We start from the raw sequence: 15755 nt of genomic DNA, 5'->3' as shown, positions 1-15755 counted from the left end.
AAAAAGCCCCCTTACTCAGTTGCACTTCTGCAAATGCTAATGATCGCAATTCTGCACGCGATGCAGAGAGGCCCGGGCGCACAGCGGCCGGAACGATCAAAACAGAAGTGATTGAGGAGAGGCATGAGGGAGATTTCCATTAACGCCCGCCGCCAGGCGTGGCGACAAGGCATTGCTGCGGGCACCTTGATGGCGCTGAGCGTTGCCACTGCCACCGTTGCCCAGGCGCAGGAGCAGAAGCAGGTCGCCGCCGCCGATGACGCGCTGGAAGAGATCGTCGTCACCGGCTCGCGCATCGCGCGCCCCAACCTGACGCAGCCCACCCCCGTCCAGGTCATCAACGCCGAAACCATCCAGGCCACCGGCCTGACCTCCACCATCGACGTGCTGAGCCAGCTGCCGCAGACCCAGAACGACATGGGCCCGTCGACCAGCGCGCGGTTCATCAACGGCGCCGGCGTGAACTTCGCCAACCTGCGCGGCCTGGGTGAATACCGCACCCTGACCCTGGTGGACGGCAAGCGGCACGTGGGCTCGCTGTCGGGCCGCAACGGGTCGGGCGGCACCTCGCTGGTCGATATGAACAGCATCCCGCCGTCGCTGGTGGAACGTATCGAGGTCGTGACCGGCGGCACCTCCGCCGTTTATGGCGCCGACGCCGTGGGCGGTGTCGTCAACGTCATCCTGAAGAAGAACTACGAAGGGGCCGAGGCCACCATCCAGCACAACTGGTCGCAGGGCGACGGCTTCCAGTCCACCGACGTCAACGCCATCATCGGCCACAATTTCGACGGCGGCAGGGGCAACATCACCTTCGCCTTCGACTACAACCACGACCTGGGCCTGTACGGCCGCGACCGGCCGGAGGCGCTGTACAATTATTCGCTGATCGCCAATCCGGTGGCCGGCGGCACGCCCAGCCGCATCACCATCGCGCCCACCCGGTCCTCGGTCATCGCCGCCAGCGGCGCGCCCGTCATCCGGACGTACCTGGACGCGGCCCACCCGCAGTACAGCCTGACCTTCAAGCCCGACGGCTCGGGCCTGATCCCCTTCGATCGCGGCACCGTCTACAACAAGCCGACCAGCCCGACCAGTGCCGGCGACACCGTGTCGGTGGGCGGCGACGGCGTGAACACGTCGCAGTATTTCACCCTGCGCACGCCCAACCTGCGCCAGGTCGCCGACACGCTGGTCAACTATCAGCTGGCCAATGACCTGGGCCCCATCGAGACCCTGAACTTCTTCAGCGACCTGAAGTATTCCAACAGCCGGGGCACCAGCCGGTCCTCGCCCATGTCGAACAGCACGGGCACCCCGCCCACCGGCTTCAACGGCGTGTCGGGCACCGGCGCCATGACCATCCAGGCCGACAACGCCTATCTGCCGTCGGACCTGAAGACGCTGCTGACCGCCGACGGCCTCAGCAGCTTCACCATGACACGCCTGAACGAGGACTGGTACGGCCCGCGCGAATACAGCTACGAGTATGAGGTGATGCGCGGCGTGTTCGGCCTGAATGGTGAGTTCACCAACGGCTGGCACTATGAAGCCTATTACGATTACGGCCGCAACCACACCACCCTGGTTAACAGCGACCGCGTCGTCAGCCTGTACAACCAGCAGCTGGACGCGGTGAAGCTGGCCGACGGCAGCATCGTCTGCCGCGACACCACCGCCCGGGCCAACGGCTGCGTGCCCATCAACCCCTTCGTGGTCGGGCCGCTGACCGCAGCACAGAAGAACTACGCCTTCACCTACACCAAGGAAATCGCGACGCTGCAGCAGCACGACGCGGCCTTCAACCTGAACGGCGACCTGTTCAAGTTCCCGGCGCTGTTCAGCGGCACCGTGGCCCCGGTCAGCTTCGCCGCCGGCTTCGAGTACCGGAAGGAAGAGTCGGTGGACAAGACCGACTTCCTGCAGAACCAGCCCTCCGGCTACATCTACGGCAACCAGAACGGCTCCGTCTCCGGCGCCTACCACACCAGCGAATGGTATGGTGAGTTGAGCGTGCCGGTCCTGCGCGACGTGCCGCTGGCCAAGGCGGTGGATTTGGACCTGGCCTATCGGTATTCCGACTATTCCACCTCCGGCCCCGCCAGCACCTGGAACGTCCAGGCCGGCTGGGCGGTCAACGACGATGTGAAGCTGCGCGGCGGCATCGCCCGCGCCGTGCGCGCCCCCAACATCGACGATCTGTTCTCACCCGCCGGCGACAACTACCTGGGCGTCAGCGATCCCTGCTCCATCGAGAACATCAACGCCAACGCCACCCGCGCCGCCAATTGCGGCAAGGTGGTTCCGACCGGGTACAAGTCCACCGACTTCGGCAACCCGTCCACCCGCACGGGCGGCAACCCCAACCTGAAGCCCGAGATCGGCCGCACCCTGACGGCCGGCGCCGTCTTCACGCCGACCTTCGTTCCGGGGCTGAACCTGACCGCCGACTATTGGCTGGTCAAGATCACCCAGGGCCAAGCGGCGCTGACCTCCAACTCCATCCTGGCCAACTGCTACGACCTCAGCGCCACCGCGCAGTGCGGCCTGATCAACCGGCGGGCCGACGGGTCCATCGCCACCATCGTCGGCAACACCATCAACATCGGCAAGGAAGTGGTGCGCGGCCTGGACGTGGGCGTCAGTTACGCCTTCGACCTGGAGCAGGTGGGCCTGCGTGACGCCGGCGGCCTGAACCTGGGCTTCGACGGCACCTGGGTGCCCGAGAGCATCATCATCCAGGATCCGGCGCATGCGGAGAACAAGCTGTACCGCGCCGGCACCGTCGGCTACCCGCACCTGAAGGGCACCTTCCGGGGCGTGTGGGACTGGAACAACCTGGCGGTCACCTGGACCAGCCGCTTCATCGGCGAATCCCAGACCTTCCCCAACCAGGCGGCCAGCCTGACCGATTTCAACGTGATCCCGACCTACTGGTATCACGACATCTCGGCCCGGTACCGCTGGCGCAACATCACCGTCTTCGGCGGCATCAACAACCTGGCGGACAAGATGCCCCCGACCGTGCCCTACCTGTACCAGGGTTCGTACCAGGGCGGCGCGTTCGGCACCTTCCCGGTCACCACCGGCGCGGGCGGTTCGTATGACATCGTCGGCCGCACCTTCTTCGTCGGCACGACGGTGAAGTTCTGATCCAGGCGGGTGCCCGGTTCCGGTGGGGCCGGGCACCCTTCCCCTTCATGGATGACGTGATGATCCGTCGTTTTCCCCTGATGCTGCTGTCGGCCCTGCTGGTGACCGCCGTGCCGGCCGGTGCGACCACCACCGCCGCGACCGACGTGGTGGCGTGCAAGAAGATCGCCGACCGCGACCAGCGCCTGGCCTGCTTCGACCGCAGCAGCGACAGCCTGGAGGCGGAGATGAAGAAGGCCGGGGAGTCCTGGTTCGGCGGCCTGTTCGCCGGCGGCGACCGGACGGAGGCCGACTTCGGCAAGCATGAGGCGCCACCACCGGTACCGACAGTGGACACCATCCAATCGCGGATCACGTCCATGCGCCTGGACGCCGGTGGCCGCCCCACCTTCGTCCTGGAAAACGGCCAGGTCTGGCGATCCCAGGAAAGTGCGCGCATCCATCTGAAGGACGGCGACGTCGCCATCGTGTCCCATTCCATGCTGGGCATGGGCTATCAGCTGCAGGTGGGCGACCTGTCCTACAGCCTGAGCGTGGTGCGGGAGCGGTGAGAGACGGGCGGAAAGTCGCCTTCCCGCCCGCCATTCGGATTGAGCCCTGTTGCTCCAGCGGCATGAGCCGCTGTAGGACGCGACGGCGTCCGCCGGAGCTTTCCGGGGAGCCGCAGGCGGACTGGAAAGCGAGGATAAGGCAAGGCCACGGATGTGGCCGCCCGCCGCTTGAGGGGGCCGCTGATCGTTCACGATCAGCGGCCGTACGCGTCAGTTTTGTGCCGGGCTGGCCGACACGATGAACTTGCGGATGTCCTGGGTCAGCTTCTCGATGGCCTGGGGCTGCACGTACATCATGTGCCCGCCGGGGTAGTAGTTGAACGACACCCGGTTGGTGGGCACGCCGGCGCTGTTCAGGCTGTTCTCCGTATGGAAGAACGGCGTGGCCAGGTCGTAATAGCCCATGGCGATGAAGGCCTTGAGGCCCTTGTTCTGGCGCATGGCGTCGCCCACCAGCGGGCCGACGTCGGTGCCGCGATAGGGCTCGCCACCCTCACCCTGGTTGTAGTTCCAGCGGCGGTAGAGGGAACCGAGGACCTTGTATTCCCGGCCCATGTCCAGGCCCAAATCATTGCGGAAATAGGTGTTCACCACCGCGCTGAACGCCCCGCTCATGCCGTTGAGCGAAGGATCGACGTCCGGCCGGTCGCCGGAACTGTCGTAGTCGTCGCCCAGATAGCGGCCGTCGATGCGGCCGATGGACTTGCCCTCGTCCCGCAGCAGTTCCTTCATGAAGCGGTGATCCTGGATCTTCAGGTTTGACTGCTCGATGAAGGCCGGGGTCAGGCCGGTGAAGTGGGCCAGCTTGGCCACCACGTCCTTGTGCTGTTCCGGCGTCAGGCGGTTGCCCTGGATGAGGGCGGAGGCGTACTCCGTCGCCGCGAACTGGCGGGCGTCGGCCAGGAACTTGTCGAAGCCCATGGACGTGTCCTGGACCTTCTTATGGTACCAGGCGGTGGCGGCGTAGCTGGGCAGGAAGGACCAGTACGGCACCAGATTGCCCCGCGCGAAGGTCAGCGAGGTGTAGTCCATGGCCGGGGAGATCAGGATCAGGCCGTTCAGCGACACGGTGGAGGTGGTGCCGTTCAGTTCCGGCAGCATGGAGCCAGTGCGGATGCCGCCGTAGCTTTCACCGCCTAAGAACTTGGGGCTGTTCCAGCGCTTGTTGTCGCCCAGCCACAGGCGCACGAACTGGGCGATGGACTTCGCATCCTCCTTCACGCCCAGGAAGTCCTTCTCCTCGCCCTTGCCGATGGCGTGGCTGTAACCGGTGGCGACCGGGTCGATGAACACCAGGTCGGTCACGTCGAGGATGGAATAGATGTTGTCGACGATGGGATAGGGGGGCGGGCCCGGGTTCTCGGCATCGGCCGGGATCACCACGCGCTTCGGGCCAAACACGCCCATGTGGATCCACAGGCTGGCGGAACCGGGGCCGCCATTATAAAGGAAGGTCACCGGACGGGTGCCGGGGCTGGCGCCCTTCTTGGTATAGGCGACGGAGAAGATGCTGGCGACCGCGTCGCCCTTGTCGTCCTTCAGGAAGGTCTCACCCGCCGTGACGGTGTAATCGACCCGCTTGCCGTTGAAGGTGCCGGAGCGGTCGACCGACACGCGCTTGGGCGCCTCCACCGGCTTCTTGTCGCCGTCCTTGTGGTCCTGCTCCGGACGCTTGTCGTCCTTCTTCTCCTGTGCGGTGCCCATCACGGCCGAGGACAGGACCGCCGGCACGGTCACGGTCAACACCGCGGCCACCAGCAGTCCCCAACGCCTTTTCGTCATAAAGACCCCCATTCTTCATTGCCCGGGCCTGCGGCCAGGAATGGGGCCCCGCTCCCCTATCCCCGGCCGGCCCCGGTGGGGGCGGCCCGATGGGCGGGGAGAATATCAAATATCCAAAACAAAAGGCGCCCGGATAAAAGTTTTAACCGGGGTTATAATCACCTGCCCCGCGCGGTTCCCGAGACGCAAAAAAACAGGGCGGCGCCCGTCGCCGGGATCACCGCCCTGTTTCATTGGTCATTCGACCACCCGTTCCGCCGGGCGCAAAGCCACCCCGTTGCCACCCCGTTCGGGAAGCTGTCGGGGTGGGCCCCGGGCATCGGCAGGGCCGGAAAATCCCGCCCCTTACAGGGCGTCGGCGTCGACCTCACCCGTGCGGATACGCACCGCCTGGGCCAGTTCCAGGACGAAGATCTTGCCGTCGCCGATCTTCCCGGTGTTGGCGGCGGCCTGGATGGCCTCCACCGCCTTGTCGGCGATGTCGTCGGGCACAGCGACCTCGATCTTCATCTTGGGCAGGAAACTGACGGCGTATTCGGCGCCGCGATAGATCTCGGTCTGGCCCTTCTGGCGGCCGTAGCCCTTGACCTCGGTCACGGTCAGGCCCTGAACACCCAAGCCGGTCAGGGCGTCACGCACCTCATCCAGCTTGAACGGCTTGATCACCGCGATAATGAACTTCATCAGACCACTCCCTGATTGGAGATTCCTGGGATTGGATAGTCCTGGTCGCCCGAGGAGCCTGTCGGCCGGATCAGTTTATAACATCACCGGCCGACTTTAAGTTCCCCCCAGGGTATTCCCTTCGGACCCTTTATACTTCAGGCCCTTAGGGATAGGCCCCCCGGGTGGACCAGCCTCATGGCACCGGGCTTAGTGGATGGACTCGCCGTGCAGGGCGATGTCCAGGCCGTCACGCTCGGTTTCCTCATCGACGCGCAGCCCGATCACCAGGTCGATGATCTTCAGCAGCACGAAGGTGATGACGCCGCACCAGACAACAGTGAAGGCGATGCCTTCCAGCTGGATCAGCACCTGGCCGGCATTGCCTTCCAGCAGACCCAGCTTGGCGGTGGGGTCGTCCTTCAGGGTGGCGGCGAAGGCGCCTTCGCTGTTGGCGATCGCGATCTTGGCGAAGACGCCCGTCAGCACGGCGCCGACGATGCCGCCGATGCCATGCACGCCAAAGGCGTCCAGGCTGTCGTCATACCCCAGCAACTTCTTCAGCGAGGTGGCGGAGAAGAAGCAGATGATGCCGACGGCGATGCCGATGGCGAAGGCGCCAACGGTATCGACGAAGCCGGCCGCCGGCGTGATGGCCACCAGGCCGGCGACGGCGCCGGAGATGATGCCCAGCACCGACGGCTTGCCCTTCACCGCCCACTCGACGAACACCCACGACAGGGCGGCGGCGGCGGTGGCGACCTGGGTCACGGTCATGGCCATGCCGGCGCGCGGACCGGCAGTCACGGCCGAACCGGCGTTGAAGCCGAACCAGCCCACCCACAGCAAGGAGGCGCCGATCAGGCTCAGCACCAGGTTGTGCGGGCTGAAGTCGGCGTTGGGATAACCCTTGCGCTTGCCGATGACCAGGCAGGCCACCAGGCCGGCCACGCCGGCGTTGATGTGCACCACGGTGCCGCCGGCGAAGTCCAGCACGCCCAGCTTGGCCAGATAGCCGTTGGGGTGCCAGACGGTGTGGGCGATGGGCGCGTAGACGACCAGCGACCACAAGGTGATGAAGACCAGCAGGGCCGAGAACTTCATGCGATCGGCGAAGGCGCCGGTGATCAGCGCCGGCGTGATGATCGCGAAGGTCATCTGGTACATCATGAACACCGGCTCGGGGATCGTCCCGGCCAGCGGATGGGTCCCGGCCGGGTCCATGCCGGCCAGCAGGATACGGCTGAATCCGCCGATGAACTCCTTGGCATCGGCCGCGTCGCTGGCCGCCGTGAAGGCCAGGCTGTATTCCACCAGCGCCCACAGCACCGTCACCAGGCAGGTGATGGCGAAGCTCTGCATCACGATGGTCAGCACGTTGAACTTCCGCACCATGCCGCCGTAGAACAGCGCCAGGCCGGGGATGGTCATCAACAGCACCAGCGCCGTGGACGTCAGCATCCAGGCGGTGTCACCACCGCTGATCGGCGATGCCGGCGCGGCGGCGGCGGCCGCAGCGGCGGGTGCCGCGGCGTCCTGTGCGAAGGCCAGCGCGGGCGCCAGCCCGGCCAGCGCCATTGCCGCCATTCGAAGTATGTTCCCAAGCAAACGGTTCATCTGGCTCCCCATTCCCGTTCATTAAAGCCGGTTCCGGGCCCCGGGGTCTGCCCCCGCAGGACCGGTCCGGCCATCAGCCAACCCTCAACCCTTTCAAACTTCGTGCCGGAGTTGTGAAAGGTCGCGGGATGGCGGGAACGCTGGGGTTACCGCCAATAGGCCAGCGGTGGCCGTTTATTGCCGAAAGGTTAAAAAAAACGCACGGTTTTAATGCCGGGGAAGGGCTCAACCCACTAGTTGCCTTTTATTTAGGCAATGCCGCAGCCTCCGGTTTCAGGATATTTTGAAGCTGTTTCAACAGACTGACCGCATGGGTTGCATGTCCGCCTAGCGGACGGAATAGACAATTTCGGTTTGAGCGTAAATTTTGTGCATATTTTTTCAATTTCGCCCGACATCTCACAACTTATGGAAACCAGTTTCACCGCCGGCCGGCATATTTACAACTTTGCATCGCCGAGTCCGGCCCCTTAGGGCTTAACCCCGGCAAATCAACCTTTTGTCGCCGAAATCTCCATCCTGCGACAAACAGCCCCTCTTAGGTTGTAGACTGCGGCCATGAGCCGGCTTGCCTGTTTTTGGGGCAAACAACGTCCACTGGCATCGATCTTGCTGCATCGCAATACGCAGTCATTGCGCACATAAAACAACAAGCCTCACGGAGAATAACAAATGGCCTCAGTACGGGAGATTGAAGTCCGCTATCCGTTCGCCGCCCAAGCGCCGGCCCCGCGCCGGCGGGCCACCAAGGCCTTCCTGTTGGCGGCCACGGCCGCGGCCGCGATCGGCCTGATGGTTGGACTGTCGGCCGTCGCCACCCCGGCCCTGGCGGATGAAACCCCCGCCGCCGCCGACACCCCTCCGCCCGGCATCAAGTGGTCGGCTTACGTCGAGGCCGGCGCCACCTTCAACAGCGACGGCCCCACCGGCGGCACCAACTTCGGGCAACTGTTCACCGACAAGACCAACCAGCTGGTCCTGAACCAGCTGGTGGGCACCATCTCCAAGGACCTGGACCCCAAGGCCGAAGGCTTCGACTGGGGCTTCAAGGTCCAGGCCATGTACGGCACCGACGCCCGCTACACCCACTTCCTGGGCATCTTCGACACCGGCATCAAGGAACGCACGCAGCTGGACCTGGTGGAAGCCAACGTCATCCTGCACTTCCCCAACATCGGCGCCGGCGGCCTGGACCTGAAGGTGGGCGCCTATTCCACCCCCCTGGGCGCCGAGGTCATCTCCGCCCCCAGCAACCTGTTCTACAGCCATTCCTACATCTTCAACTTCGGCCTGCCGCTGAAGCACAGCGGCGCCCTGGCGACCCTGCACCTGACGCCCGAGGTCGACCTCTATGGCGGCATCGACAGCGGCACCAATACGACCTTCAGCGACGGCGACAACAACAGCGCCGCGGCCGGCATCTTCGGCCTGGGCCTGAACCTGTTCGACGGCAAGTTCACGGTGCTGGCCCTGACCCACGTGGGCCCGGAAAACCCCAGCCTGAAGGAACCGCTGGGCTACGCCGACGCCAACAACGAGAACCGCTGGATCAACGACATCACCGCCACCTTCAAGGCGACGGACGAGCTGACGCTGATCACCGAGCTGAACTACATCAAGGACGATCTGTTCAACGTCGATGGCGGCGGCATCGCCCAATACGTCAGCTACGCCCTGACGCCGGAACTGACCGCCAACCTGCGCGCCGAGTACTGGCGGGACGGCCACGGCTTCTTCGTGGCGGCCTTCCCCGGCAACCGCGACTTCGTCTTCCTGGAAAAGGGCCAGCCGCTGGAGATCGGCGCCATCGGCCCCGGCGTCGGCACCAGCTATGCCGAGCTGACCTTCGGCGTCACCTGGAAGCCGGCGGACCTGGGCGTGGTGGACGGCCTGACCATCCGGCCGGAAGTGCGCTATGACAAGGCCAACCACAACGCCTACGACAACCTGAGCAAGGATGACCAGGTCACCTTCGGCCTTGATTTGATCCTGCCCTTCGGCGGCTAAACCGGCTACTATGACGGTGGGGGGCGGTTTCATCGGTTTTCCTTTGGAACCGTCCGCTCACCGACAGAACTATTTGGGCACGGCGCTGGATAGCCACCGGCGCCGATTTTTCGTTTTCAGAACCCTTTGATGAACCGAGATCTTTGGGGGCGGTCCGCAGCCGGGCCGGTGGAGGCAGGCAGGTGACGAGTTTCCCCATACCTTTGCGCGCCGAGCACGCCCTGCCCCCACCCGCCAATGAACCGGGGGGCGTCCCGGGAGGCGTCCCAGGGGGCGTGAATGAGCCGGGCGACGCCGCCCACCCCGAGGACCGCTATCGCCGCCTGTTCGAGCAGGCGCCCTGGGGCCTGTTCCAGACCACCATCGACGGCCGCTATCTGGATGCCAACCCCGCCCTGGCCCGGCTGTACGGCTATGAATGCCGGGAGGAGATGCTGGGCGCCCTGACCGACATCGGGGCGCAGCTGTATGTCGATGCCGGCCGGCGCGAGGCCTTCGTGGCCGAGATGCGGGAGCGCGGCGTCATCCAGGGTTTCGAATCCCGCATCCGCCGGCGCGACGGCACCATCATCTGGATTTCGGAGAACTGCCGCGAGGTGCGCGACGCCGGCGGCCAGCCCCTCTATTACGAGGGCACGGTGGAGGAGATCACCACCCGCAAGGAGGCGGAGCAGGCGCTGCGCGCCGCCAATGAGAAGGCCCAGCGCGCCAACGAGGCCAAGGAACGCTTCCTGGGCCTGGTGACGCACGAGTTGCGCACCCCCCTGCACGCCATCCTGGGCTTCGGCGACCTGATCGCCCAGCTGGACCAGGACGAGGGCGCGGAACGCGACGATTACCTGCGGGAGATCACCAGCGCCGGCAACCGGCTGTTGCGCACCATCAACCGCCTGCTGGACTATACCCGCCTGGCCTCCGGTTCCACCCCGACGGAAGTGCAACTGATCGAGCTTGAGCCCTTCATCGCCCGCACCGTGCGCCAGCTGGGCAGCGACCGGGAGAAACGGGTGCGCGTCCGCCATGACGATGAGACGACGGCACCCTGCGTGCTGGAGGTGGACGGCAACCTGCTGGGCCGCGCGCTCAGCGAACTGCTGACCAACGCGCTGGCCCATGCCCCCCTGGACCGGCCGGTGGTGGTGGAGATCGGCCAGCGCGCCGACGGCGTCATCCTGCGCGTCATCGACCAGGGCGGCGGCATGTCGGATGAGGAATTGCGGGCGGCCTCCATCCCCTTCGGCAGCGTCATCCTGCAGGCCCGCACCCGCCAGCAGGGCCTGGGCCTGGGCCTGCCCATCGCGCAGAGCATCGCCTGCATGCTGGGCGGGCAACTGGACCTGGCGAGTTCGCTGTTGAACGGCACGGTCGCCACCTTGCGCCTGCCGGCACGGGCCGTGGTCTGAATTCATGCCGCGTGAGACTGTCCGCGAGCAGGTTCACCGCCACGAAACAGCGGCATGAGACTTCCCTCATGCCGCTGTAGGCCCCGACCGGGGCCGCCGGAGATTTCTGGGGAGCCGAAGGCGGACTGGAAATCGAGGATCAGGTAAGGGCGCGGATGCGCCCGCCCGCCGCCTGAGGGGCGACCTTTGATCGGTCCCGATCAAAGGTCGCGCGCATCACGACCCACGGCGCACAGCGTCTCCACCTTCGCGGCCAGGCGCTCCACCACCACGGGCTTCAGGAAGAAGGCATCGGCGCCGGCGGCCAGCACCGCCTTTTCGTCGGAGCGCTCGCTATAGCCGGTGTAGAGCACGCAAGGCAGGTCCGGACGCCGCGTCTTCAGCAGGGCGATCAGGGCCATGCCGGTCATGCCGGGCATGGTCTGGTCGCTGACCACGGCGTCGAAGGCCCGGGGATTTTCCTCGAACACCTCCAGCGCCTCGGCCGGGGTTTCGCAGATGGCGACCTCATGCCCCCGGCGCGACAGCCCTTCCAGCAGCATGTCGCCCATCTCCGCCGCGTCGTCCACCACCAGGATGCGCAGGCGGCGGGGCGGTACCAGCCGGGGTGCCGCCGACGAACCGGCTGCCAGGCCCGGCACCGGCGCGGAGACCGGCCCCCCCACGGGCAGGATGACGCGCAGCAGGCTGCCGGCACCCTCACGGGCCATCACGGTCAGGCCGCCGCCATGGGCCTTGACGATGCCATAGACCACCGGCATGCCAAGGCCGGTGCCCCGGCCCTTGCCCTTGGTGGTGAAGAAGGGTTCGAACAGCCGGGCCATGACCTCGGCCGACATGCCGTGGCCCTCATCCTCCACCTCCAGCACCACGTGCGGGCGCACGGTGTCGAACGGCAGGGCCACCACTTCCGCCCAGCCGTCCGTTTGGGTCCCTTCCGGACCGCCGTCCCGACCGCGCGTATCCTCCGGGACCGGCCCCGGGAACAGACGGATGTGGATGCGCCCGCTGTCCGCCCGCCGCGCGTCGTGGGCGTTGATCACCAGGTTCATCAGGATCTGGACCAGCTGGGTGGGATTGGCGCGGACGTTGGGCACGGAGCCCGCGATCTGGAAAACCATCTCGGTGGTGGCCGGCACGGCGGAGCGCAGGATGCCGCGTGCATCCTCCACCACCGCCACCGGCGACACCGCCTGGAATTCCCCCTTGTCGGAGCGGGCGAAGGTCAGGATCTGGCCCACCAGATCCTTGGCCCGCCGGCCCACGGCGGCGATGCGCGCCACGTAGCTGTGCGCCCGGTCCTGCGGGTCCAGGTCGTCCAGCAGGAACTCCACATAGCCCAGCATGGCGCCCAGCAGGTTGTTGAAATCGTGGGCGACGCCGCCGGCCAGCCGGCCGATGGCCTCCATCTTGTCCTGCTGCAGCACCTGGTGCTGCAGTCCCTCGCGCTCCCGCGCCGCCCGCCGCAGGGCGGAGATGTCGCGCAACACCATGACGATGTCGCCGTTGGGCCGCAGGTTCAGCGTGGTCTCATACACCTCGGCGGTGCGGCCCCAGATGCTGGCCCAACCTTCCGCCACCATGTGGGAATAGCCGGTGCTGTCCAGGTCGGCGCGCCGCCGGGCCCGGCCCTCGGCCGCCATCGCATTGGTTTCCGGGGTCAGGCAGTCCGGCCACAGCCGGCCGATCACGGCCGCCGCGTCCGGCGCGCCCAGCATCCCGATGGCCGCCGGGTTGGCGAACAGCACGCGATAGTCGCGGTCGAACAGCACGATGGCGTCCTTGGCCGCCGCCACGCCGCCCAGCATGCGCTCCAACTCGCCCGTGCGTTCCTCCAGCTGGGCGCGCAGGCGGTCGCGCTCCGCCAGGGCGCCGCGGAAACGGTCCAGTGTGCGGGCGATGCCGCCGAATTCATCGCCCCGGCCAATGTCGGGCATGGTGTCGGTCCCGGGACCCCCGGGGAGGTTCCCCTCCAGCCGGCCGATGGCCAGCGCCATGCGCGACAGGGGCGCCCCCACCAGCGCCCGCACGATGACCACCAGCACCAGGCTGATCAGCGCACCCGCCAGCAGGGCGGTCAGCACGATGGCCGTGCCGATGCCGGCGAAGGGCGCGCTCAATTCCTCCACCGGCACGTCCAGCAGCAGGACGCGGCGGTTGTCGCCGTCGAAGAAGGTCATGGGCACGGCATAGCGGCGGATGCGGCGGCCGGCGGTGTCCAGCCGTTCAACCTCATAGGGCCGGACCGCCAGAACCTTGGCCAGTTCATCCGGGCTCAGCTGGAACTGCGGCCCGTCGCCCACCGTGGCCTTGGTGGCCAGCAGGGTATGGTCGGGGTGGTAGGTCCAGTTGCCCTCGCGGTTGATCATGTAGATGCTGCCGCCCAGGGGGCGGCGGGCGTCCAGCTCCGCCGCGCGCTGTTCCAGCGACAGGTCGGTGCCGGCCACGCCCACCAGCCGGCCATCGACGATCACCGGCAGGGTGTAGGAGATCATCCAGACCGGGCGGCCCAGCACGGTGTAAAGATAGGGGGGGATGGCCTGGCGCGTCCGCGTCTCCGCCGGCCGGGTGTAATATTCGTCGTGGTAGAAGTCGGGACGGACTTCCCCCGGCTTGGCCGTGCCCTCGTCCGACACATAGTATGTCGCGAAGCGGCCGGTGCCGGGCAGGCCCAGGACGGGTTCGCCGTCCTTGCCGTCACGGTCCATGAAATCGCGGTCGGCGCCCATGAAGTCCGGTTCCGCCAGGAACCAGAAGCCCACCATGTTGGGATGGGCCAGCGTCGTGCGCCGGATGTATTCGGCCACCAGCCGGCGGTCCCGGGTGCCGGTGGCCACCATGGATTCCACCTGGCGGGACAGGCCCTCGACGAAGGCGATCTTTTCCCGGGTGATGGCGGCGATCTCACCCGCCTGTTTGTTGGCCAGATCCTGGCCGTAGTCGATCGCGAAGCGCTCCACCACCGTCCGGCTGACCCGCATCGCGACGAAAGCGGTGCCGAAGGCCGCCAGCAGCACCAGCGGCACCAGAACCATCAGCAGGCGGGTGGTGACGCTGGCCCGCGAGGCCAGCGCGCTAGGCGGCAGGCTCACGCGCCTCCTTCCCCGGCAGGACACCCGGCACGTCCAGGAATTCCGCCAGCGTGGCGCTTAAGCCGCCCCGGCTTTTTTCCGAAATGGCGGCGCCATAGATCAGCTGGGCGGCGCGCAGGCAGGGGGCGGTGATGCCCTCCGGCCCGTCGCTCAGCATCAGCAGGGGCATGTCCGGGTACATGGTCCGAATTTCCCTGGCCAGTTCCAACCCATCCATCTCCGGCATCAACAAATCCGAAATGACGGCGTCCACCGATTGGGACGCCAGCACCTGCAGGCCCTCGCGGGCCGAGGCCGCCATGATCGGGGTACCCCCCAAGCGCCGCACCGCCTCGCAGAGATAGTCGCGGAAATAGGCGTTGTCGTCGACGATCAGGATGGCGCTCATCGGGATAGCTTTCGGGGGTGATGCGGCGGTCGGAAGAGGGACAGGTTCAAACCGCATTAACACCCCAACCGTTCGCCCCCGCATCCTTCGCGAAGGCTATCGCGCCGGGGAAGAGGGATAGCGGGGATAGTGCCGCCGATATCCCACGCGACGGCATGCGTGCCATGCCCCGCGCCCGCCGCCGATCAGCCCGGCGCGCCCCTGTTATTTCATATACTTAAGGATGCCTGACGGACGGGCCTGCCGGCGTTTGGGGAAACTCAAACCAACAACCCCATGTCGCGGGCCTTGGTCACGGCCTCCACCCGGTTCTTGGCGCCCAGCTTGCGCAGGATGCGGCGGGTGTGCAGCTTGATCGTCACCTCCTGCAAATCCAGGATGCGCCCGATTTCCTTGTTGGTGGCACCACCGGCCAGGTGGGACAGCACCTCGCGTTCGCGATCCGTCAGCAGGCCGCCATTGTCCTGCGACGGCAGCACGGGCGCCAGGGCGCCGGCCATGCGCAGGGCCACGTCGGCCGGCACCACCGTGCCGCCGAAGGCCACCACCTTCAGCATCTGCACCAGCGCCACGCTGGGCAGGGTCTTGGGCAGGAAGGCGCAGGCGCCGCGGGTCAGCGCCTCACGCGCGACGGCGATGTCCTCATGGCCCGTGACCACGGCGACGGGCGCGTCGATGCCGGCGGCGTCCAGCCGGTCCAGCCCGGCCCCGCCCTCACCCCCCGGCAATTGCCAGTCCATGACGATCAGGTCGAAATCGGCCCCGCCGTCCGTCTGGGCCGCCAGGGCGTCCAGTTCCTCCAGCGAGCCGATGGAAACCAGCGTGGCCTCCGGCCAGTCGCGCATCAGGTACAGTTCCAGCGCGTCCCGGTACATCGGGTGATCGTCGGCCACCAGCACCCGTACCGGCCTATTCCCCGCAAGCTCCACCCTCAAGACCCCCCACGGCTTGGTTCAATTCCCCCATCGATCGGTCCGCCCCCGCGCGCCTTGTCCCGGCGCGTCGCCTCTGGGCCCATACTCCGCCCCCGCTGTCGCCAAAACAACATCTTCGAAACGGTAGGGTCCGAAGCGGCGGGGCCAAACCGTCGCAGGTGGCC

10 protein-coding genes are annotated in these 15755 nt (G+C 66.6%); 4 read left to right on the top strand and 6 right to left on the bottom strand.

Translation table 11 applies throughout. From position 1 onward, the window contains the following. Window positions 1–189 precede the first annotated feature (189 nt). Both PW843_10835 and PW843_10830 read left to right on the top strand, forming a co-directional pair. Window positions 190–3153, top strand: a complete 2964-nt coding sequence (locus PW843_10835) for a TonB-dependent receptor (protein MDE1147099.1) — start codon at window positions 190–192, stop codon at window positions 3151–3153. Between the two features lie 59 nt (window positions 3154–3212). Then, window positions 3213–3704 carry a hypothetical protein gene (locus tag PW843_10830; GenBank protein ID MDE1147098.1) on the top strand — a complete coding sequence of 164 codons (492 nt, stop codon included), beginning with the start codon at window positions 3213–3215 and terminating at the stop codon, window positions 3702–3704. 210 nt (window positions 3705–3914) lie between these two features. Here PW843_10830 and PW843_10825 read toward each other — a convergent pair whose 3' ends face one another. From PW843_10825 to PW843_10815, 3 genes are all read right to left on the bottom strand, one after another. Next, window positions 3915–5486 carry a peptidase S10 gene (locus PW843_10825; protein MDE1147097.1) on the bottom strand — a complete coding sequence of 524 codons (1572 nt, stop codon included), beginning with the start codon at window positions 5484–5486 and terminating at the stop codon, window positions 3915–3917. A gap of 345 nt (window positions 5487–5831) precedes the next feature. Beyond that, a complete protein-coding gene (locus tag PW843_10820) occupies window positions 5832–6170 on the bottom strand; it encodes a P-II family nitrogen regulator (protein ID MDE1147096.1) in 339 nt (112 codons plus the stop codon). Between the two features lie 189 nt (window positions 6171–6359). Next, the gene (locus PW843_10815) at window positions 6360–7736 is read right to left on the bottom strand and encodes an ammonium transporter (protein MDE1147095.1); all 1377 of its coding nucleotides are present in this window, start codon (window positions 7734–7736) and stop codon (window positions 6360–6362) included. 702 nt (window positions 7737–8438) lie between these two features. On the opposite strand from PW843_10815, the gene PW843_10810 reads away from it, so the two are divergent. After that, window positions 8439–9773, top strand: coding sequence for a porin (locus PW843_10810; protein ID MDE1147094.1), 1335 nt, complete (start codon window positions 8439–8441; stop codon window positions 9771–9773). Between the two features lie 275 nt (window positions 9774–10048). After that, window positions 10049–11176: a PAS domain-containing sensor histidine kinase gene (locus PW843_10805; GenBank protein MDE1147093.1), complete on the top strand. Its 1128-nt coding sequence runs from the start codon at window positions 10049–10051 to the stop codon at window positions 11174–11176. A 200-nt stretch (window positions 11177–11376) separates the two neighbouring features. Here PW843_10805 and PW843_10800 read toward each other — a convergent pair whose 3' ends face one another. The 3 genes from PW843_10800 to PW843_10790 form a co-directional block, all read right to left on the bottom strand. Beyond that, complete coding sequence (locus PW843_10800) at window positions 11377–14268, bottom strand: response regulator (protein ID MDE1147092.1); 2892 nt, start codon at window positions 14266–14268, stop codon at window positions 11377–11379. Further along, window positions 14252–14656, bottom strand: a complete 405-nt coding sequence (locus PW843_10795) for a response regulator (GenBank protein MDE1147091.1) — start codon at window positions 14654–14656, stop codon at window positions 14252–14254. Before PW843_10795 ends, PW843_10800 begins: the two co-directional genes overlap by 17 nt. Before the next feature lie 260 nt (window positions 14657–14916). Then, a complete protein-coding gene (locus tag PW843_10790) occupies window positions 14917–15585 on the bottom strand; it encodes a response regulator transcription factor (GenBank protein MDE1147090.1) in 669 nt (222 codons plus the stop codon). Between the last annotated feature and the right edge of the window lie 170 nt (window positions 15586–15755).

Source organism: Azospirillaceae bacterium, assembly GCA_028283825.1.
Taxonomy (GTDB): domain Bacteria; phylum Pseudomonadota; class Alphaproteobacteria; order Azospirillales; family Azospirillaceae; genus Nitrospirillum.
This window is presented reverse-complemented; position numbering and strand designations above follow the sequence as displayed.